This is a genomic window from Aquimarina sp. AD10, assembly GCF_003443715.1.
GTDB lineage: Bacteria > Bacteroidota > Bacteroidia > Flavobacteriales > Flavobacteriaceae > Aquimarina > Aquimarina aggregata.
In genome coordinates this window covers 5,371,944-5,394,421 of sequence record NZ_CP031965.1, presented here as the reverse complement: position 1 = coordinate 5,394,421, position 22,478 = coordinate 5,371,944, and the positions used below count along the sequence as shown (strand labels likewise).

The following is a 22,478-nucleotide window of genomic DNA, read 5'->3' as shown; positions in this document are numbered from 1 at the left end:
AAATTTAAATAAGAATAATGAAAAAAATAGCATACATAATATTGACTGCAGCTTTTATATTAACTAGTTGCCAAAGCAATAGTCAATCCGCTACGAACAAAAATAACAACACTCAAAACATAGAACCTGTTCAAGTTGAATCTACGGATGGATTAGAAAGAGCATATTTCGCTAGTGGATGTTTTTGGTGTGTAGAAGCAGTTTATGAAAGCGTTAAAGGAGTTAAAGAGTCAATATCTGGTTATTCTGGAGGACACACCCAAAACCCTACATACCAATCCAGTAACACCGGAAGAACAGGTCATGCTGAAGCTGTAGAAATTATTTATGACCCTAAAATCATATCCTTCGCCACTCTGGTAGACGTATATTTTGGATCTCAAAATCCGACGCAAATCAATGGACAAGGACCTGATCATGGTTCACAATATCGATCCATCATTTTTTATCAAAATGAAGATCAGAAAAAAATAATTGAAGAAAAGAAAACCGCCCTAGCCAAAAAACTGAATCGAAGAATTGCTGCAGAAATACTTCCATTTCAAAAATTTTGGAAAGGCGAAGGTTATCATCAGGATTATGAAAAAAGAAATCCTGGAAATCCATATATACGTAATGTATCTATTCCCAGACTACTAAAATTTCAAAAAAACTTCCCTGAACTTATCAAAGAAAAACATTAAAAGAATTCTCAATTAGCCAAATTGTATACAAAACGAGAGTTTAACCTCACATACTAAGGTTAAACCCTCGTTTTTCTACTTTTCAACTACACTTAGACTAGAACCGACAGAAATCTCTAAAAAAAACTTAAATATCGGTTATAATACACATAAAAATCGATGAAAAACACAAAATAAAGAGTAAAAATTATTTTTTTTATAGAAATAAAATGAAAAGATGTTGTGTTTTTAATATTAAAACATTACTTTTGAATCTGATTTAATGGTTTTCTTTTCAGTATTTTAAGCTTAATTATTAAAGTTTTACTAAAGAAAAAGCAATATAAAGTACTGAAAAACAATAAATTAAATCTAAAAACGTTCATTTAAAATAATGCTATTCACTTCCTAAGCTCAAAACGTTTGTTTAGGCAGAAAATGACACTAAACTTAGTTTGGCATCTTTTTTGAATTGCATTTTTTGACGGAAAAACACTTAATATTTGTGTTTAAATTTTAATTAGTAACTAATTATTATTGAAATTAAATTATAACCCAATCTACTTAAAACAAGAGATTATGAAATCAATTTTTACATTTATTCTGCTTTTGGTGATTACCTTTTCTGCTCAGGCTCAGTCCGAGCAGTACTTAATGTCTGCTCAGAAACTAGAAGTACGAAGTGGTCCTGGTCTAAACTTTAATACTATTGCTGAAGTTCCTCAAGGAACTCAAGTATATGTGATGAGTTCAAACTACGGTGACTGGAGTGCTATTCAGTTTAAGAGTATGAACGGATTTGTTCTTACAAATCGTTTAACACAAGATAGTACAATTGCAGATGCAGAAAAAGCTGCTAGAGAAGCTGAGGCTAAGAAAGCAGCAGCAGCGGCAGCAGCTAAAGCGGCAATCGCAAGAGCACAAGCAGCAAAAAGAGCAGCTGAAGAAGCAGCAAGAATTGCTTTTGCTGAAGCTGAACGTTTAACAAGAGAAGCACAAGCTACAGCAGCTAAGGCAGCAGCAGATGCAGACGCAGCGAAGAGATCGAAAACTGCAGCAGAAAGAAAAGCTTTGGCAGATACCGAAGAAACAAGGAAAGCTTTAGAACTAGCTAGACAACGTGCGGCTAAAGGAAATACTGGAATTTCTGCTCCTATAGAATCTACTACAGCTTCTGCAGGTGCTAATTCTGGATCTAGTGCTCCAAAGGCAGCACCAATATCGGTAACTAGAGAAGATAAATATTCTAGTTGGGAAAAGAAAACATATAAATCGGGTGCAACTCCGAAATCATTTAACTTTAAAGGTAAGTTCGACTATAAGTTAGACAACTACTTAAAAATTAAAGTTGGAAAAAACACAGAACTTGTTGCTAAACTTTACAAAATGGGTCAGACTAGTAAGGATGATCAGTTAGTACGAGTTGTATATATCAATTCTAACACTACTCAATTTATTAGAAATATACCTGAAGGTGAGTATTATCTAAAAATTGCATACGGTAAAGTATGGAAAGAAACCATGAAAGATGGTAAAAGATTTGGTACTTTTACACAAAACGCGTTATACGAGCAAGTACAATCTGTACTAGACTTCAACACTGTTAAAACAAGTAAAGGTATTAATGTACCTTCTTACAACTTATCTCTTGACTTATTGCCTAGTGGTAACGGGTATGCTACAAACAATGGAGAAGGTATTTCTGCAGATAAGTTTAACGATAACTAATATCACAAAACAAAAAATAACAACATACATATAATCACCAAATTATAAATGTAACAAAATAGCTAGGACTGTATAGTCCTAGCATTTTTGGTTTATTACTTTTTACAGTTAGTTTTTTAATTAATTTAAAAGGAGTATATAAAAACAAAGCCTGAGAATTTAAAATTCTCAGGCTTTGTTTTTATTGTATTTATTTGGTTCTGTTTTTTTATCTTAATGTTAGTTACTTTAAATATAACAAACAAGGACAACTACTATTTAGACACACTATTACGATGTCTTTCTCTTGCCAATAAAGTATTTTTTAATAACATTGCAATCGTCATTGGCCCCACACCGCCCGGAACTGGAGTTATAAATGAAGCTTTCTTACTCACATTGTCAAAGTCTACATCTCCAACAATCTTATATCCTCTTGGTCTTGATTCGTCAGGGACTCTAGTAATACCAACATCTATAATAACTGCATCATCCTTAACCATTTCTGCCTTAAGAAAATTGGGAACGCCTAATGCCGAAATTACTATATCAGCCTGCGAAATAATCTGTGTAATATTTTTGGTATGACTATGTGTTAATGTTACTGTAGAATTTCCAGGCCAACCTTTTCTTCCCATCAAAATGCTCATAGGCCTCCCGACAATATGACTTCTTCCAATAACAACGGTATGCTTACCTTTGGTATCTACATCATATCGTTCTAACAATTCAAGGATTCCAAATGGTGTTGCAGGTATAAAAGTAGACATATCTAGTGCCATTTTACCAAAATTCATTGGATGAAAACCATCTACATCCTTATCTGGGTCCACAGCCAAAAGTACTTTTTGAGTATCAATTTGAGGAGGTAATGGTAACTGAACTATAAAACCGTCAATATCATTATCTTCATTCAACTCTTTGATTTTAGCCAGCAATTCAACTTCACTAGTTGTACTAGGCATTTTTACAAGAGTTGACTCAAACCCAACACGCTCACAAGATTTAACTTTACTACCTACATAAGTTAAGCTTGCACCATCATTACCCACTAAAACTGCAGCCAAATGAGGAACTTTCTCTCCTCGTTTCTTCATTTTTTGAACTTCGGCAGCAATTTCATCTTTTATATCATTGCTTACTTTTTTTCCATCTAATATTTCCATTCCCCTAAATTAATATGCTTTATAAAGTTAAGTTATTATTTGATTATCTCATTTTCCCCATCATCTGCATCATCTTCTTGCCGCCACCGCCTTGCATCATTTTCATCATCTTACTCATTTGATCAAATTGTTTTAACAATTGATTGACTTGTTGAATAGAGGTTCCTGAACCTTTACCAATTCGTTTTTTCCTGCTTGAATTAATAATTTGTGGCTTAGCTCTTTCTGCTGGTGTCATTGAATGAATAATAGCTTCGATATGCTTAAAGGCATCATCATCAATATCCATATTTTTCATCATCTTTCCTGCCCCAGGTATCATTCCGACAAGATCTTTCATGTTCCCCATCTTTTTAATTTGTTGAATCTGCTTTAAGAAATCATCAAATCCAAACTGATTTTTTGCGATTTTCTTTTGAAGTTTTCTTGCTTCTTCTTCATCAAACTGTTCTTGAGCTCTTTCTACTAAGGATACAACATCCCCCATTCCTAGTATACGATCTGCCATACGAGAAGGATAGAAGACATCAATTGCTTCCATTTTCTCTCCTGTACCTATAAATTTTATAGGCTTATTAACTACAGATTTTATCGATATCGCAGCTCCTCCTCTTGTATCTCCGTCTAGTTTTGTTAAAATAACACCATCAAAGTTAAGAACATCATTAAAGGCTTTTGCAGTATTTACCGCATCTTGACCTGTCATAGCATCAACAACAAAGAGTGTTTCGTTAGGAGTAACTGCTTTATGAATATTAGCTATTTCGGTCATCATAGCTTCATCAACTGCTAAACGACCGGCAGTATCAATAATAACCACATTAAATCCATTTGCCTTAGCATGAGCGACACCTGCTTTTGCTATTGCTACAGGGTCGTTATTTCCTCTATCACTAAAAACCTCAACATTTATTTGCTCTCCAACAATATGTAATTGGTCGATGGCTGCAGGCCTATATACATCACAAGCTACAAGTAATGGTTTTTTTGTCTTTTTAGTTACTAAAAAATTAGCAAGTTTACCAGAAAAAGTAGTTTTACCAGAACCTTGTAACCCCGACATTAAAATTACCGAAGGTGTGCCTGATAAATCAACTCCCGCAACATCTCCACCCATTAATTCGGTAAGCTCGTCTTTTACTAGCTTAACCATCAACTGACCAGGTTTTAGACTTTTTAATACATCTTGACCTAGGGCTTTCTCTTTAACTCGTGCTGTAAAATCTTTTGCTATTTTATAGTTTACATCGGCATCAACAAGGGCTCTACGAACCTCTTTAAGTGTCTCGGCAACATTTATTTCTGTAATCTGACCGTGACCTTTAAGAATATGTAAGGCCTTATCTAACTTATCACTTAAATTATCAAACATAATGTGTTCTGTTTTGAAAAAAAACTATCTTCATCGATAGATAGCTGCAAATTTAAGAATTTGAAGTGTATAAATAAAGAATGGATTTATAGAATTATATAATAGTTCGTTAGTACCAAAAAACCACTTATCAGAACTAAATAAGTTAGCTCTAGCAAGTGGCTTTATTCATAATCCAAAGATTATTATCCTTATATTTTACTTATAACTAGATAGAAGGTGGTAATAAAACTCCTTTGATCACATGTATAATTCCATTTGAAGCTTCAATATCTGCAATAGCTACTTTAATTTCATGATTTAAAAGCACATTTCCTCTAGATGTCATTTCTATTGTAACTTCTTCTCCTTGTACAGTAGTTACTGTTTGACCCGTAATCAATTCTTCTGCGGTAAATCTTCCTGATACTACATGATACAGTAATACTTCTTTTAGTGCATCTCCGCTAGGAATAGCATCCAGTGCTAAAAAGGCATTATTAGTTGGCGCAAACACAGTGAAAGGACCGTCTCCATTTAATGTTTCTACTAGTTCGGCAGCTTGTAATGCTCCCACCAAAGTTGATAACTCAGGAGTATTTACTGCAATTTCAACAATAGATGACAATCCAGGAGCAGGTAATAGAACACCTTCTATAACGTGAACTATTCCATTAGATGCCTCCACATCTGCCAAAACCACTTTTATATTTCCGTTAAGCAACACATCTCCTTCTTCATTCATTTCAACACTAACTTCATCGCCCTGTAACGTAGTAATCGTTTGCTTTTGAAGTAAATCTTCGGCAGTAAATTTCCCTGCCGCTACATGATACAATAACACTTCTTTTAATGCATCGCCATCAGGAATAGTCTCTAGTGCTGCAAATGCATCATTCGTCGGAGCAAAAACAGTAAAAGGTCCATCACCACTAAGTGCATCTACTAGCTCTGCTGCTTGCAACGCCGTTACCAAAGTTGATAATTCTGGAGTATTTATTGCTATTTCAACGATAGACTGTAAATCTTCTGTTGGCAGTAAAACACCTTCAATGACGTGGATAATACCATTAGAGGCTTCGATATCTGCTATTGCTACTTTTATATTTCCGTTAAGTAACACATTTCCTGATTCATCAATCTCTATACTTACCTCATCTCCTTGAAGTGTAGTAACAGTTTGTTTTTGCAGTAGATCTTCGGCTGTAAATTTTCCTGCGGCAACATGATACAACAATACTTCTTTTAATGCATCTCCACTAGGAATAGTCTCTAGTGTTGCAAATGCATCATTGGTTGGAGCAAAAACAGTAAAAGGTCCGTCACCACTAAGTGCCTCAACTAATTCTGCAGCCTGCAATGCTCCTACTAAAGTCGATAACTCTGGCGTATTTACCGCTATTTCAACAATACTTTGAAGCGTTTCAAAAGAGGGTGGTAAAAGTACTGCGTCTATAACTTGAATAACACCATTTGAACCACCAATATTTGCTGAAAGTAGTTTAACCGTATCATTAATTACAATTTCATTATTATCGTTAAGACTTACTTTAATATTTTCTCCTTGAAGAGAAGCGACCATTTCTTCTTGCAGCAATTGTGAGGTATTAAATCTTCCACTTGCTACATGATACAATAAAATCTCTTTTAAAGTTTCGGCCCCTGGAATTGTTTCTAATGCCGCAAAAGCATCATCTGTTGGTGCAAACACTGTAAATGGCCCAGCTCCTGTTAATGGTTCAACCAATTCAGTAGCTTGTAGTGCTCCTACTAACGATGTAAACCTACCATCTTCAACAATTAATTCAACAATTGTTTTGTCTGGAAAAGTAGCTTCTGTTAATTCTGCAGTCCACAGACCCCTACCTATTCCTCCAGAAGTAAATAATCTAAAACCACCCTGGATGTTTCCGTCATCTCCTACTCTTCCTACACCAAATATTAAATCTCTACCAGGTGGATTAATAATTAAATATACGATTCCGTCACTTACAATTGCACCACGAGTTCTTGCTTTGGTACCATCAGGTAATACCAAATCCCCTCTAACAATTGTAAAACTTGCATGATAAAGTGTAAAATTCAGATTTAGTTCTCCAGCTATTTCAGAACCTTCACCTTGTCCATTTGTAACTGTAGCCGAGAAATCATAAACTCTTCTCTCTCTACTTATATCAAAACCAAAATTCTTACCTTCTTCAACTCTCAACTCTCCTTCGATTGGACTTTGTGTCATTTTGTCAATGGCATCAAAACTAATTATAGGGGATTCTTTAAATTCCTGAACCTCTTGTTCTGGAAGGACTTCGGATCCATCATCATTTTGACAGGACACAAAAAAGTTCATTAAAAATAGGCACAAGAAGGGTACCGTTAACCTTTTGATTAGCGTTTTCATTATAGTAAAGTTTTAAAAATTAGTATGTAAAAATTGTGTGATAAGAATAAATCTGAGCTACCGTTAAACTAAACGTAGCATGAGAACAACGATAGCTCAGAAAACTATTTTTTGGGGGGGGGAACTTTATAGTATTACATCATTGGTAATAATACTTGATCAATAACATGTATTACTCCATTAGCAGCTTGTACATCTGCAACTACAATATTACTAGCTGTCATATTTGTTGCTCCTGTTACCGTTGCTGGCATTGCTGTTAAAGTAATATCACCGTTTAATGTTGTGGCAGTTGGAGTAGCGGCCAACATATCAGAAGTTACATTTGCTCCTGCGACTACGTGATGATTTAAAACTCCAGCCAAAACAGTTTCATCTGTTGGCACTGTAATAGCTGCAAAGGCATCATTAGTCGGTGCAAATACTGTAAAAGGCGCTGGGTCTGTTCCTAAACCAGTACTTAGCACTGCCGCAAAATCGGTGGTTGGCGTTAACGTTGTAAGTGCCGAAACTAAAGTTGAAAATGTATCTGTATCTGCCGTAGCAAAAGTCACCACTGTAGGTAGCGTTATTACTGTGTTTACTTTATGAATCACCCCATTACTAGCTATAGCATCTGCTGTTGTAACAGTAGAATTTCCATTAAAAGTAACTCCACTACTAGTATTAATATATATACTTAAATTTTTATCAGTATCACCATATGTGGCAAGAGTTTTAGCATAAGAAGTAGATAAGCCTGTTGAAAGATTTACTCCAGCAATAACGTGATTTAATAAAATTTGTTCTAATGTTTCAACTGCTAAGCCTGAAATATCTCCTAAATCAGTAAAAGCAGTATTATCAGGAGCTAGCAGTGTTAGATTACTATCTGCTGCACTTAAGACTGCTGCAAAATCAGTATCAAACCCTGTAGTCGTTGTAGCAACTGTAGCTAATGTACTTAAGTCTGGATCATTTGCCGCAAATGTAAGCATTGTTGGCACTGGAATTACTTTATCTACTGCATGGATAACACCATTAGATTGATCGATATCTGCTGTTGTAACTGTCGCAACTCCATTAATTACTACTCCGCTAGAAGTATTAATATACGAGCTCATATCTGCAAGGTTAAGAAAGTATCCTGTTGATAATTGTGCTGAAGTTATTTCAGACCCGATAACATGATTAAGTAATATTGGCGTTAATTGTTCTTTGGTAGCTGTTTCTAATGTTAAGCCATTTGCAGTTAGGAACTCATCAAAAGCGGCATTGTTTGGAGCGAATACAGTAAAATTACCACTTCCGGATAGTGTTGCCACTAATTCTGCTTTTTCCAGAGCAGCTAGTAAAGAACTATAATCTGCATTTGCAGCTACGAATTCTGCTATTGTTGTTGTTGCAGGGGGAAATGAAGTATCATCATCATCACTACAAGAAATAAGTGTAGTAACAAATAAAGCAACTAAAACTGTTCTAAAAAGGTTTTTAAATTTCATGGTGTTTGTATTTATTGTTTGGTGATTAAACAACTCAATCAAAAAAACTCTAACCCTCAATTTGGACTTTAGCATTTTTTTAACTTTTTGTTTAATCTTTTAAAATATTTGTTAAACAAAAAAAACCATCCTATTTAATGAATGGCTTCTTTGTATTTAGTAATGATTTCATTGTATCATCTAGTATCATTTTCATCACAAGCACTAGCTACTCTTAAAATATTCGATAGCAGTTCACTATTATGTTGCGCACCTATATTTTGACCGTTATGTAAAAGTAAACTTATTGGGTAATTAATACTTACTGATACATTCTCATCTACGGTTTCCATAAAATTAAACATATTCGCATCATGATCTATTTTAACCGAGCTCATTATATTTGATCTACTGTTAAAAGTAGATAATTGAATAGGATATACAAAATCTATACACTCAATATCATCATCATCTTCATTTCGACAACTGTCTCCAAAAGTAGAAAGTTCGCTATCATTTCTAATCACACGTTGCGTATGATCTGCTAGTGTTATCGTAACTGGGTATTTAATTTCTACTACATCTATATTAGAAATTCCCTGATAATCGCTTATACCGTTTATTTCACGTTCATTTCCACCAAGCATGATAGTGTAAGGTATATTAATGCTGAAACAATTAGCATTATCTACAATGTCATCAAAAGACCCATCATGAATAACCATATTTTTCATAAGATTAGCTAATTGCGAATCTTTTGGTATTCTATTATCCTCATTAGGGTCAATGAATTCTTTTTCCTCTTTTTGGCAGGAAACTATTGACATTATAATTAACAAAAAACATAAAATCTTCCTCATTTTTTTATTTTTTTCCAATACTTGTGTATGTAAAACAATATACAAGATAAAATTCCTACTTGTAAATACATTTTTTTTTAATTTTAACAAAAATAACTACAAATGCCAAAAGATTTATTTGAAGATGTATGTGATGAAAAGTTGTTTTCTGAGCTTTTTAAAAAACATGCTACAGAGCTTCATGATTTTATTTATTATAAATATGGGCAACATATAGATCCTAAGGACAAAGTACAAGAGGCATTTATAAAGCTTTGGGACAATTGTAAAAAAACTTCGCTACAAAAAGCAAGAAGCTTTCTTTTTACAGTCGCTAACAACCTTACTTTAAATCAATTAAAACATAATAAGGTAAAAATAAAATTCCAACAGTCAGAATATAACGACAGAACCAATATCAACCCCGAATTCGTACTTGAAGAAAAAGAATATCTTCAAAAATATCAAAATGCTCTGGCTAATTTAACCGAACCACAACGTGTTGCATTTTTGTTAAACAGAATTGAAGGTAAAAAACATAAGGAAATAGCCGAATTATTAGGGATTTCTAGAAAAGCAGTTGAAAAAAGGATTTATGGAGCATTAGAAAAACTTCGTAAAGAAATTGATGGTATATAGAAAAGTCAAATAATTCTATCTAACTAGAAATATGATAAAATGGAAAAACAAGAAATAATTTCAGGTGCCAGGGTAGGAATTTTAACACGACAATTGTTATATAGATAGAAATCTTGCTATGAAAAAGAAAGATCTCATACGAAAGTGGTTGGATAATGACCAATTAACTTCATTAGAATCAGAGGCGTTTAAAAATTTAGACGCCTATGATTCTTATATTAAAATTGCTCAAACAGCAAAAAACTTTAAAGCTCCTAATTACGACCTTGATAGTAATTTAAAAGAATTAACTTCTAAAATTTCAGATCGTAAAACAGAACATAACTCTCTTTTTAACAGAAATATGATGATGAGGGTTGCAGCGATTTTAGTGTTAGGATTCGGAATTTACTTTTCTTTTTTCTATTCTTCACAAACAGTTATTAAAACCTTAGCAGGTCAAAAAACTTTAATTGATTTACCCGATGGAAGTACCGTGAATATAAACGCGCTTTCATCTATACAATATCAAAAAGAGGAATGGCAGAATAACAGATTAATAGTTTTAGAAGGCGAGGCATATTTTGATGTTGCTAAAGGCAAAAAGTTTGATGTACAAACTGATACTGGTATTATTTCTGTACTTGGAACGGAGTTTAACATCAAACAGAGAGAAAACTATTTTGAAGTGGTATGCTACGAAGGGTTAGTAAGTGTATTACACAAAGGTAACACAACTAAACTGCCTGCTGGTAATGTCTTTAAAGTGATCCAGAATCGAACTTTAAATGAAACCACTTCATTACTAAAACCTAAGTGGATAGAAAACAATAGTACTTTTACTAGTGTTCCTTATAAATACATATTGAAAGAGTTTGAAAGACAGTATAATGTGACGATTACAGCAAAAAATATTGATCTTAATAAACTTTTTACGGGCAATTTTGTACATTCAAATATTCAAACCGCAATACAATCTATTACTATACCTATGCGTTTGGATTATACAATTAATGACAACAACATAACCCTATATTACAAAGAGTGATCAAAATCAAAGTCACAACATTATTTATTCTTCTTTTATTTTTTTTAAATCAGGTATATTCTCAATCTGATAATATTATTGTGCCTTTGAGCATCATATTAGATGAAACACAAAATAAATTTGATTGTAACTTTACTTATTTAGACAAAGATGTATCTGGATTACGACTTAAAAAACCTTCTGACACCTTAAATTTACAAAAGACGATAGCATATTTAAGATACAATACCCCCCTAAATTATACTTTCTTAAATGACAATACTATTGTACTAAGTCTTACGAACAACACACAAAACGTTTGTGGAACTCTGAAATCACTTTATAAAGATGAAATTCTAGCAAATGCATCAATACAAATTAATGATGATCTTTTTATTAGTAATGCTAAGGGAGAATTTTCAATCCCCGTTAAAAACCCGAACGACTACATAAAAATTTCTTTTGTAGGTTTCAAAACATTAAAAATTCTTGCTAAAGAGCTTTTAGGAACTCCCTGCAAAACTGTTCAATTAATACCCGAAATTCAATATTTAAACGAAGTAGTTTTAAATGATTATCTGGTCAAGGGTATTGCAAGAAATCCAGATGGCTCTATAGTTATTGATTATACAGACTTTGGTTTACTTCCTGGATTAATAGAGCCTGATTTATTACAAACAATCCAGGCCTTGCCTGGTATTATTAGTGTTGAAGAAACTGTATCTGATATTAATGTTCGAGGAGGTACCAATGATCAAAATCTTATTTTATGGGACGGAATCAAAATGTATCAATCTGGTCATTTTTTTGGCTTAATCTCTGCATTTAACCCATATCTTACCAAAAACGTTCAACTAACAAAGAACGGTTCTAGTTCAAGCTATGGAGATGGTGTATCTAGTGTTATTGCGATGAATACTACTAATGAAATCAATCAAGACTTTGATGCAGGACTAGGTATAAATATGATTAGCGCAGATGGTTTTATAGATACTCCTATTGGTAAAAAATCATCACTACAATTATCAGCCAGAAAATCTATTAGCGAAATTGCAGAAACACCAACATATGAACAATTTTTTGACAAAGCTTTTCAGGATTCTGAAGTAGTAAACAGTTTAAATACTGATGAAAAATTTTCTTTTTATGATACTAGCCTACGATGGCTGTATCAATTCACTCCTAAGGATTTAATTAAAGTAAATGGATTGATTATTAGAAATGATTTAGGGTTTCAAGAAAATGCAATAATTAATGAAACTAACATTAGTCGAGAAAGCACTGTAAAACAAAATAATAGCGCTGCCAGTATCATGTATGAAAGAAACTGGACAGATGCTTTTAAAAGTGAACTTCTTATTTATGGAACAAATTATAAGTTAGAAGCCATTAACTCTGATATTATAAATAATCAACGATTACAGCAAGAAAATGAAGTTTTAGAAAGTGGCATTAAGTTGAATACAATGGTTATTTTAAATTCAAATGTTCATCTTAAGTCTGGCTATCAATTTAACGAAACAGGTATTTCTAATCTTCGTGATGTAAATAATCCAACTTTCAGGGATTTAATCAAAGAAGTCATTAGAACAAATAGTATTTTTTCTGAAATTGCATTTAAATCTAAAAATGCAAGCACTTATTTAAATATCGGAGCCCGTCTAAACCATTTTGACAAGTTTGGTGCTTTTCGGTTAGAACCTCGTATAGGTTTTAATCATAGATTTACTAATCATCTAAGTTTAGAATTTTTAGGAGAACTAAAAAGTCAAGTAACTTCACAAATTATAGAATCACAAAATGACTTTTTAGGAATAGAAAACAAAAAATGGGTGCTTTCAAACAATGATAACATTCCTATATTAAAAAGCCAACAGACTTCTTTAGGGCTAAGTTATAAGCATAATAACTGGTTAATCAGCGCTGACAGTTACTACAAAAAAGTAGATGGTATTATTGCTCAGAGTCAAGGGTTTCAAAATCAACTTGAATTTGCCGATGATCATGGTAATTATATTGTAAAAGGAGTCGATTTTTTGATTAATAAAAGATTTGCAAAATTTAGCACTTGGCTAAGCTATTCTTATGCCGATAACCAATATGAGTTTAATCAACTTAGTGAACAAAGTTTTCCTAATACAATTGATATTACACATAATCTTAATATTGCATTAGCTTATACTAATGAAAATCTAAAAATCTCTTCTGGTATAAATTGGCATAGTGGTAAACCTACCACACGCCCTATTATCGATAACCCAATAGATCCGCAAGGCAATATTAATTATGAACACCCTAATAGTGATACATTAACTGATTACTTTAGGTGGGATGTATCAGCTACTTACAATTTTAAATTTTCTTCAAAAGTTAGCGGCAATATGGGATTATCTATCTGGAATATTTTAAGTCAAGAAAATATTGTAAACAACTACTATAGAATTGATTCTGAAAACAGAGTAAGAGAAATCCAAGAACGAGGACTTGGGTTTACTCCAAATGCAGTACTAAGGATTAATTTTTAAATATGTTTTACACCACTATAGCTTACTATTTCTTCTCCACCCACAACTTTTACTGCATTTTTAATAATTTCAAATCCATTTTTCTCGAAAAAATGACGAGTCAATAAGTTAATTTGGGTTGTTAGCGTTTTAATATTTGCTTCTTTAGCGACTTCTTCAATGGTTGCATACAAATCCTTTGCAATACCCTGTCCTTGATAACGTTGATGAACAAAAACATATTCTATAGTTCCAGAAGTATCCATAGAAAAAGATCCTATAATTTCACCATTTAATTTAGCATTATAAACAAAAGCATTAGCAAACTTTTTCAACCAATACCCTTTATTGGTAGCTAAACGAGAATAAACTTTAATTTCTGCTTTAGTAAATATCTTAGAACCATAGGTAGTCACCGTTTGATAAAACAAACGTTGCATAAGTGATAAATCATTATCGGTCGCTTTGGTTATTTGATACTTCATCCAGTTATTACTCCCGCTTAAAACTATATATTAAAATACCGATAACAATAGTTTTGCATATGCATAGACTTTTTCTTTGATACTTTGTATTTCTAACAAGATATTAGAAAAAAAACTAGTATACACAAAAAAATCACATAAATTTCTTATTGAATCGTCGATGAAATTAACAAAAAATCGACAAAATACATAATTCCGTTTCTAAAATATATTAACATTCAAAACATCTACCTGTATTTTGCACCTATCACACTATAAATGCGACTACATTCTTTCCGGAACATTTATACCTAAAAGCCCAAATGCACTCTTTATCGTATTTCCTACGATACTAGAGAGTTGTACTCTAAATTGTTTTTCTTTTTCGCTATCTGCACCAAAAATAGATACGTTTTGAAAAAATGAATTATAACTTTTTACAAGGTCATAAGTATAATTGGCAATAACTGCTGGGCTAAGCTCGTTGGCAGCGTTTTGGATAATTTCTGGATATACTTCTAATTGCTTAATCAATTCTTTCTCTTTATCATGCAATGCTATAGTAGTTATTGATTCAGTATAGTCAAAATTTGCTTTTCGTAAAATTGCTTGTATTCTAGCATACGTATACTGAATAAACGGACCTGTATTTCCTTGAAAGTCTACAGATTCTTCAGGATTAAAAAGTATTCTCTTTTTAGGATCTACTTTAAGAATGAAATATTTTAATGCTCCTAATCCAATAGTATTATATATATTTTCTTTTTCTTCTTGAGAATACCCTTCAAGCTTACCAAGATCTTTAGAGATTTCTCCAGCTGTTTTTGTCATCTCAACAATTAAATCATCTGCATCAACTACAGTACCTTCTCTACTTTTCATTTTACCGCTTGGTAAATCTACCATTCCATAACTTAGGTGATGTAAATTTTGTGCCCAATCATATCCTAATTTTTTAAGGATTAGGAATAACACTTTGAAATGATAGTCTTGTTCATTACCAACTGTATAAATCATACCGGTGACATCTGGTTTATCTTTCGAGCGTTGAATTGCCGTTCCAATATCCTGAGTCATATACACCGAAGTTCCGTCACTTCGTAGTACCAGTTTTTCATCAAGCCCTTCATCAGTAAGATCGCACCAAACGGATCCATCTTCTTTTTTAAAAAATATACCTTTTGTTAACCCTTCCTCTATATTGTCTTTACCTAAAAGGTACGTATTGCTTTCATAATAATAACTATCAAAATCTACTCCTAACGTCTTATAAGTTTGATCAAAACCTTGATATACCCAATTATTCATGGTCTTCCACAAAGCAATTACTTCTTCGTCTCCTGACTCCCACTTTCTAAGCATTTCTTGAGCTTCTATTAAAATAGGTGCTTCTTTCTTCGCTTCTTCTTCAGATTTACCATCTGCAATAAGATTATGTATTTGTTCTTTATATACTTGATCAAATTTCACATAATAATTACCAACTAACTTATCTCCTTTTAGATTTGATGTTTCTGGAGTTTCCTGATGGCCATAGTTCTGCCATGCAACCATTGACTTACAAATGTGTATTCCTCTATCATTTATAATTTGAGTTTTATACACTTTTTTACCACTAGCCTTAATAATTTCTGCTACTGCATATCCTAATAAGTTATTCCTTATATGTCCTAAGTGTAATGGTTTATTGGTATTAGGCGAAGAGTACTCTACCATTACAGCTTCACCATTTTGTGAAGGGGCTATAAAACCAAACTGTTCGTTATCCTTAATACTTGCAAAAAAATCAAGGTAATATGAATTAGAAACTACTAGGTTTAAAAACCCTTTGACTACATTATAATCATCGATTTCTACAATATTTTCAACCAAATATTTCCCAACTGCCTCTCCTATTTGTACAGGATTTCCCTTAACCACTCTTAACATTGGAAATACAACAACTGTAACATCCCCTTCAAACTCTTTCCGGGTTCCTTGTAATTCAACAGATTCTAACGTAACACTATACAAGTCTTGTATTGCTTTTTTTACATTATCTATAATAGTTTGTTGTAGGCTCATATGCTAAAAAAATTAAGGTGCAAAGATAATAGAAATTATAGTCCTGTACCACTGCAACATTTCAATATCTTATAATAAAAAATCAATTTACTTTTATTTTATCTAACATAAATTCTTTGTAACTTAAACAGAAAAATGCGAATTCTTCTTACGGGAACCAACGGGTATATCGGGATGCGCCTTTTACCCTTACTTATTACTAATGGGCATGAAGTGATTTGTTGTGTACGCGACAAAAATAGACTCTCTATAGATTCTGAAACAAGAAAAAAAGTTTCTATTATCGAAATCGACTTTTTAATCCCTCCAGATTCATCAAAACTTCCAAAAGATATAGATGCAGCTTATTATCTAATTCATTCTATGAGTTCGTCTACTACTGATTTTGAAAAGAAAGAGGAAATTGCTGCTAAAAACTTTAATACTTACGTTGAAAACACCAATATCAAGCAAGTAATTTATTTAAGTGGTATTGTGAACGAAAAAAACCTCTCGAAACACTTATGGTCAAGAAAAAATGTAGAAGAAACGCTATACAAAGGAAAATATAATCTCACTGTTTTAAGATCAGGTATTATTGTGGGATCTGGTAGTTCATCCTTTGAAATTATTAGAGATTTGTGCGAAAAACTTCCATTAATGATCACTCCGAAATGGGTGAATACTAAAACGCAACCGATTGCAATTCGAGATGTACTTAACTTTATGATTGGAGTGTTAGGGAATGCCACATGTTTTAATCAATCTTATGACATTAGTGGACCCAATGTAATGACTTATAAGCAAATGCTTAAACAGTATGCTAAAGTTAGGGGAATAAAATTGTTTATCCTTACTGTTCCTGTGATGACACCCAAACTATCATCATATTGGCTTTATTTTGTTACTTCTACATCATATAAACTAGCTCTTAATTTAGTAGATAGTATGACTATTCCTGTTATTGCAAATGACAATAGGCTACAAGAACAATTGAATATTTCACCAATGAGCTATGTCAAGGCTTTAGAATTAGCATTTATCAAAATTGAACAAAATCAGGTTGTTTCTAGTTGGAAAGACTCTATGGTAAGTGGTCGTTTTGAAAAAAACATTCAGAAATATGTCACAGTACCTAAACGTGGGTGTTTTAAGGACCAAAAAAAGATAAAACTAAAAAATTCAGAAAGTGCTTTAAATCGAATTTGGGGTATTGGTGGAGAAACAGGCTGGTACTACGGAAATTGGCTATGGAAAATTAGAGGGTATTTTGATAAAATTTTTGGCGGTGTCGGATTGCGAAGAGGACGTACACATCCTGATGAATTATTTTCTGGAGATGCCTTAGATTTTTGGAGAGTATTAGTGGCTGATAAAAAAGAAATGCGATTATTATTATTTGCAGAAATGAGGGTTCCTGGAGAAGCATGGCTAGAATTTGACATTGACCAACATGGGGTATTACACCAAACAGCAACCTTTAGACCTAAAGGCATTTGGGGAAGATTATATTGGTATGCAATGGTTCCTTTTCATTACTTTATTTTTGATGGTATGATACGAAGAATAGCATCTTGAAAATTGACTTTAAAGGATTAAAAGCTAAGTTTTATCGATTAATTGCATATTTTTGCTTTTTTTCATATATTTAAGAAAACATACAAATGAAACAACTCTCACTTATCATCTTTACTGTACTAGCATTATTCTCATGCAATTCTGCTCCTGTAAAAGATGTAGAGTTGCATAATTTGGTAACGATGATATTGGGTGAATTTTCTAATGCAGAGCAAACAGAAAAGGATGCTAGTTTTAGACATTTAAATCTTAAATCAGTTAGAATCTGGAAAGATCGACCAGGGTATTGGGTATACACCGAAGTTCATGAAGCTTCTGAAAACAACAATATATATAGTCAACGAATATTAGAGTACGAACGAGTAGATTCTTTAAATTTTAAAAGTACTAGTTATAAAATATTAAATGAAAAAGAATACAAGTTTGGTTGGCAAAATGCTAAAGTATTTAATAAATTAACTTTAGATAGTTTACGATTAAAAGAAGGGTGCCAAGTGTATTTCAAGAAAAAAACGTCTACAATATACTCAGGAAAGACAAATAGAGACTCATGTCTAAGCTCAATTAAGTCTGTAAACCATATTACCAGTTCTTTCGTAGTAAGTAAAAATAAAATATCTGTATGGACCCGGGGTTACAGTAAAGAAGGAAAACACATTTTTGGTAAAATCAGTGGTCCATATAAATATAAGAAAATAGCAAAACGATAATTTTGTTAATTTGTAAAGTCTGCTAATGTTTTGTTTTCTAAAACCTTTAAAGTATTATCCCTTACCTCTATCATAAGACTATGAACGGTACACCTATCCTCATCGGGACAATCACCACACTTTTCATAAAAATTAAGACTAACACATGGCAACATAGCTATAGGTCCTTCTAGAATACGTATTATTGAAGCCATTACAATATCTTTAGGCTCTTTAATAAGATAGTATCCACCACCTTTTCCTTTTTTTGATCCTAAAATTCCATTTTTTCTTAAAGTCAATAATATACTTTCTAAAAATTTTTGAGAAATATTTTCACTTTGGGCTATTTCTGATATTTGTACAGGGTGATCACAATTTTTTCTAGCGATATAGGTAAGTGCTTTTAAGCCATATTTTGTTTTCTTTGAAAGCATATTTGACGAGTTTCAGGTTTACTATTAAATTGCTAAAAGCATTTGTAATCTAAACCATAAAACAAGGTACATAGATTACATGCTTTTCGGTAAAAAGACCTCTGCCATCATACATCTTGCACTACCTCCTCCTAATGTCTCAATAGTATTAAGGTCGCTGTGAAGAATTGAACAATGTTTTTCTATTTTAAGTATTTGATCTTTTGTCAAGCTTTTAAAAGCCGCCGTTGACATCACAAGATAGCGCTTATCTCCCGAACCTACAACTTGTAACATATTGCCTGCAAAATTATTCACTTGATCTTCATTAATCGCAATAATTTCTTTATTATCTGTTTTTAAGTGGTTGATCACATTTTTACGCTCTTTTTTATCATCTATACAATCTAAACAAACTACAGCAAATGTTTCTGCAATTCCCATCATTACATTTGTATGGTAGATTGGTAGTCTTTGTTCATTTACAGTTTGATAAGCCGTAAAGATAACTGGAGTATATTCAAAATCTTCACAAAACTCTATGAACAACTCTTCATCTGCTCTTGGAGAAAGAGCACAATATGCTTTTTTATTAACTCTATCTAAAACTAAACTACCAGTCCCTTCTAAAAAAACCTCTTCTTCTTCGGCAGCCGTATAGTCTATAATATTATGTATATCATAGCCAGAAGTTTCAATAAAATCTAAAATCTCTGGTCTACGTTCTTTTCTTCTGTTCACCGCAAACATAGGATACAAACCCACGTCTCCATTTTCATGAAAAGAGACCCAATTATTTGGAAAAATAGAATCAGGAGTATCATTTTTAGGGTCATCATCAATAACGATTACATCAACTCCTACCTTTTTCAATGCATTTACAAAATTCTCGAACTCTTGTTTTGCAATTTTATTTGCATCTTCTTGACTTATCCCAGCATCTTCCTGATAATAATTATTAACAGCAGTTTGTTCATTCATCCTAAATTGCACGGGACGAATCATTACAATGGTATTGGTTACTTGTCTCATATCTCTATAAACTTATAGCATTCAAAATCTATAAAATAATTAGTCTCTTATTAAAGGCATTGTAGAACAACGTAATAGCCCTTCTTGTTTTGCAATCTCAGCATACTGAACCTCCTCGACCGTAATACCTAAACTTCTTAGCCAAGTATTTAATCTTACAAAATTTTTCTCTGAGATAACTACATCTTCTGAGATTGAAAAAACATTAGAATTCATATAGTACATTTCATTCTTGTCAATATGAAATACATTCTCTTTTCCAAAAAAGTCAACTAAATACTGGTAATCCTCCGGATTTCGAAATCCTTCCTTATGAATTATTGCTTTATTCTTCCCTACTGGTTGAAAACAACAATCTAAGTGCAAAGCATTATCTCTAGGATCATCCATAGATTTATTAAGATCAAACTCTTTTACCTTTTTATTTGGAAAAAGCGACTTAATATATTCTACTCCCTTCATATTTGTTCTTGCAACAATACAATCAGGATAATCCTCCCCTTTATAGGTTCCTATAAAAATATGATCGTTATGAACAATAATATCTCCCCCTTCAAAATGGATGTCTTCTGAAGGTGCCTTAAAAACCATTTCAGGAGAAATCTTATCTATTACATGTTGAATTGCCTTAATTTCTTTTTCTCGATCAGGAAGAATATTTGACTTAATAAATTTATCATCTATCACCAATGCTATATCTCTAGCAAAAATCTGGTTGTAGTCTACAATAACCTCTGGCCTGTAAACTTTTACATCATATTTTTCAAAAATTTTTGCCACAGCATTCATTTCTGAAATCATATCTGACTCCTTTGGATAAGTTCCTGCTTTTATATGCTCAATTGACTTTGGATCATAAGCATCTTCAATTTTAGGAACAGGTCCATTGCTCATTGCTGTTCCTAAAACCACGGCTCTAAGTCGGGATGTTTCGTTTTTTATATTTAATTTCAAAAATCGAGTGTTTAAATATGTTAGTTGAAGTAGTTAGGCAAATATATAAAGAGACTATTTCATCGTAAAACTTTAATCAAAAAAAACACCTAATTTTTATTAATTTTTCAAAAAACAACAGATTTAAGTCTTGCTTTTATATATTCAATAAAAAAGGGCATTGAATTTCTTCAATGCCCTTTTTTATTTAGTTTATTTCTACTAACGCTCAGAGATTTCTTTAAAATCTCTGTGATTTTCTCCAATATAGATTTGTCTTGGTCTCCCTATAGGTTCTTTTCTAAGACGCATTTCTCTCCACTGTGCAATCCACCCTGGTAATCTTCCAAGAGCGAACATCACTGTAAACATTTCTGTTGGAATTCCTAATGCTCTATAAATAATCCCTGAGTAAAAATCTACGTTAGGATATAATTTTCTTTGCACAAAGTACTCATCCTTTAAAGCAACTTCTGACAATCCCTTAGCAATATCAAGAACAGGATCTTCAATACCCAAGTTACCAAGTACTTCTTCTGCAGATTTTTTAATAATCTTAGCTCTAGGATCAAAATTCTTATAAACTCTATGTCCAAATCCCATTAAACGGAACGAGTCTTCTTTATCTTTTGCCTTGTTTATGTATTTAGCAGTATCTCCTCCATCTTCCTTAATAGCTTCTAGCATTTCTATAACAGCTTGGTTTGCTCCACCATGAAGAGGTCCCCAAAGTGCAGATATCCCTGCTGATAATGAAGCAAACAATCCTGCATGAGAAGAACCTACAATTCTTACCGTAGATGTCGAACAGTTTTGTTCGTGATCGGCGTGAAGAATTAACAACTTATCTAATGCATCATTTACAATTTTATTAGCCTCATATGTTTTATTTGGTCTTGCAAACATCATTTTATGTAAATTCTCTACATATCCTAATGAGCTATCACCATAATCTAGTGGTAAACTCTTTCTTTTTCTCATTGTCCATGCTGCAAGAACAGGAAACTTAGCTAGTATTTTCACTATTGCATTATACATCTCTTCTTCTGAATCCACATCTACAGATCCTGGATTAAATGCAATTAAGGCACTAGTTAGAGAAGATAATACGCCCATTGGGTGAGCACTCTTCGGAAAACCATCTAAGATTTTCTTCATATCTTCATCTACATGAGACTCTTCTTTTATATCTTTGTCGAATTTTTCTAACTCAGTAGCTGTAGGTAAGTTTCCAAAAATTAGCAAATAACATACTTCTAGAAAATCTGCCTTCTCTGCTAATTCTTCAATAGAATATCCTCTATATCTTAAAATTCCTTTTTCTCCGTCAAGAAAAGTGATAGCACTTTCACAACTTCCTGTATTTTTATATCCAGGATCTATTGTCGTAACTCCACCTGTAGCTCCTCTAAGCGTTTTAATATCAATTCCTAATTCGTTCTCTGTTCCTTCTATGATTGGAAACTCATATTTTTTACCATCGATTTCTAAAGTAGCTGTTTTTGACATCTGTTTATATAAGGATTTTACTGTTATTATAAGGGTCGCTAAATTACAAAATATAGCGTTAATATGGTATTAATCGTATGAT

At 32.6% G+C, this 22,478-nt stretch carries 18 protein-coding genes; 7 read left to right on the top strand and 11 right to left on the bottom strand.

Features of this window, described 5'->3' with window-relative positions:
- Positions 1-17: 17 nt before the first annotated feature.
- Positions 18-683, top strand: coding sequence for a peptide-methionine (S)-S-oxide reductase MsrA (gene msrA / locus D1816_RS22400; RefSeq protein WP_118505781.1), 666 nt, complete (start codon positions 18-20; stop codon positions 681-683).
- 558 nt (positions 684-1,241) lie between these two features.
- Entirely contained in the window at positions 1,242-2,390 is a 1,149-nt protein-coding gene (locus D1816_RS22395; protein ID WP_066314413.1) for an SH3 domain-containing protein, read from the top strand.
- Positions 2,391-2,644: 254 nt separating this feature from the next.
- On the opposite strand, the gene D1816_RS22390 is transcribed toward D1816_RS22395, so the two are convergent.
- From D1816_RS22390 to D1816_RS22370, 5 genes are all read right to left on the bottom strand, one after another.
- The gene (locus D1816_RS22390) at positions 2,645-3,535 is read right to left on the bottom strand and encodes a bifunctional 5,10-methylenetetrahydrofolate dehydrogenase/5,10-methenyltetrahydrofolate cyclohydrolase (protein ID WP_118505779.1); all 891 of its coding nucleotides are present in this window, start codon (positions 3,533-3,535) and stop codon (positions 2,645-2,647) included.
- 43 nt (positions 3,536-3,578) lie between these two features.
- On the bottom strand, positions 3,579-4,907 hold the full coding sequence (gene ffh, locus D1816_RS22385; protein WP_118505778.1) for a signal recognition particle protein: 1,329 nt from the start codon (positions 4,905-4,907) through the stop codon (positions 3,579-3,581).
- A 208-nt stretch (positions 4,908-5,115) separates the two neighbouring features.
- Positions 5,116-7,284 carry a fasciclin domain-containing protein gene (locus D1816_RS22380; RefSeq protein ID WP_118505777.1) on the bottom strand — a complete coding sequence of 723 codons (2,169 nt, stop codon included), beginning with the start codon at positions 7,282-7,284 and terminating at the stop codon, positions 5,116-5,118.
- A 134-nt stretch (positions 7,285-7,418) separates the two neighbouring features.
- The gene (locus tag D1816_RS22375) at positions 7,419-8,765 is read right to left on the bottom strand and encodes a fasciclin domain-containing protein (RefSeq protein WP_118505776.1); all 1,347 of its coding nucleotides are present in this window, start codon (positions 8,763-8,765) and stop codon (positions 7,419-7,421) included.
- Positions 8,766-8,941: 176 nt separating this feature from the next.
- The gene (locus tag D1816_RS22370) at positions 8,942-9,604 is read right to left on the bottom strand and encodes a hypothetical protein (protein WP_147405093.1); all 663 of its coding nucleotides are present in this window, start codon (positions 9,602-9,604) and stop codon (positions 8,942-8,944) included.
- Between the two features lie 102 nt (positions 9,605-9,706).
- Between D1816_RS22370 and D1816_RS22365 the strand changes: the two genes are divergently transcribed.
- From D1816_RS22365 to D1816_RS22355, 3 genes are all read left to right on the top strand, one after another.
- Positions 9,707-10,222, top strand: a complete 516-nt coding sequence (locus D1816_RS22365) for an RNA polymerase sigma factor (protein ID WP_066314421.1) — start codon at positions 9,707-9,709, stop codon at positions 10,220-10,222.
- A 118-nt stretch (positions 10,223-10,340) separates the two neighbouring features.
- Entirely contained in the window at positions 10,341-11,249 is a 909-nt protein-coding gene (locus D1816_RS22360) for a FecR family protein (protein WP_066314423.1), read from the top strand.
- A gap of 86 nt (positions 11,250-11,335) precedes the next feature.
- Positions 11,336-13,753 (top strand): TonB-dependent receptor, encoded by a 2,418-nt coding sequence (locus D1816_RS22355; protein WP_147405094.1) that lies wholly within the window; start codon positions 11,336-11,338, stop codon positions 13,751-13,753.
- Here the strand turns inward: D1816_RS22355 and D1816_RS22350 are convergent.
- Positions 13,750-14,217, bottom strand: a complete 468-nt coding sequence (locus tag D1816_RS22350; protein ID WP_066314426.1) for a GNAT family N-acetyltransferase — start codon at positions 14,215-14,217, stop codon at positions 13,750-13,752. The genes D1816_RS22355 and D1816_RS22350 overlap by 4 nt on opposite strands.
- 264 nt (positions 14,218-14,481) lie before the next feature.
- A complete protein-coding gene (argS, locus tag D1816_RS22345) occupies positions 14,482-16,260 on the bottom strand; it encodes an arginine--tRNA ligase (protein WP_118505773.1) in 1,779 nt (592 codons plus the stop codon).
- 135 nt (positions 16,261-16,395) lie between these two features.
- Between argS and D1816_RS22340 the strand changes: the two genes are divergently transcribed.
- Complete coding sequence (locus D1816_RS22340) at positions 16,396-17,817, top strand: SDR family oxidoreductase (protein WP_118505772.1); 1,422 nt, start codon at positions 16,396-16,398, stop codon at positions 17,815-17,817.
- 86 nt (positions 17,818-17,903) lie between these two features.
- The gene (locus D1816_RS22335) at positions 17,904-18,527 is read left to right on the top strand and encodes a chromophore lyase CpcT/CpeT (RefSeq protein ID WP_118505771.1); all 624 of its coding nucleotides are present in this window, start codon (positions 17,904-17,906) and stop codon (positions 18,525-18,527) included.
- A gap of 5 nt (positions 18,528-18,532) precedes the next feature.
- On the opposite strand, the gene D1816_RS22330 is transcribed toward D1816_RS22335, so the two are convergent.
- The 4 genes from D1816_RS22330 to D1816_RS22315 form a co-directional block, all read right to left on the bottom strand.
- On the bottom strand, positions 18,533-18,943 hold the full coding sequence (locus D1816_RS22330) for an Rrf2 family transcriptional regulator (RefSeq protein WP_066314433.1): 411 nt from the start codon (positions 18,941-18,943) through the stop codon (positions 18,533-18,535).
- Between the two features lie 75 nt (positions 18,944-19,018).
- The gene (gene ctlX / locus D1816_RS22325; RefSeq protein WP_118505770.1) at positions 19,019-19,954 is read right to left on the bottom strand and encodes a citrulline utilization hydrolase CtlX; all 936 of its coding nucleotides are present in this window, start codon (positions 19,952-19,954) and stop codon (positions 19,019-19,021) included.
- 39 nt (positions 19,955-19,993) lie between these two features.
- Positions 19,994-20,848, bottom strand: coding sequence for a dimethylarginine dimethylaminohydrolase family protein (locus tag D1816_RS22320; RefSeq protein WP_082832449.1), 855 nt, complete (start codon positions 20,846-20,848; stop codon positions 19,994-19,996).
- Positions 20,849-21,109: 261 nt separating this feature from the next.
- Positions 21,110-22,396: a citrate synthase gene (locus tag D1816_RS22315; protein ID WP_066314436.1), complete on the bottom strand. Its 1,287-nt coding sequence runs from the start codon at positions 22,394-22,396 to the stop codon at positions 21,110-21,112.
- Positions 22,397-22,478 lie beyond the last annotated feature (82 nt).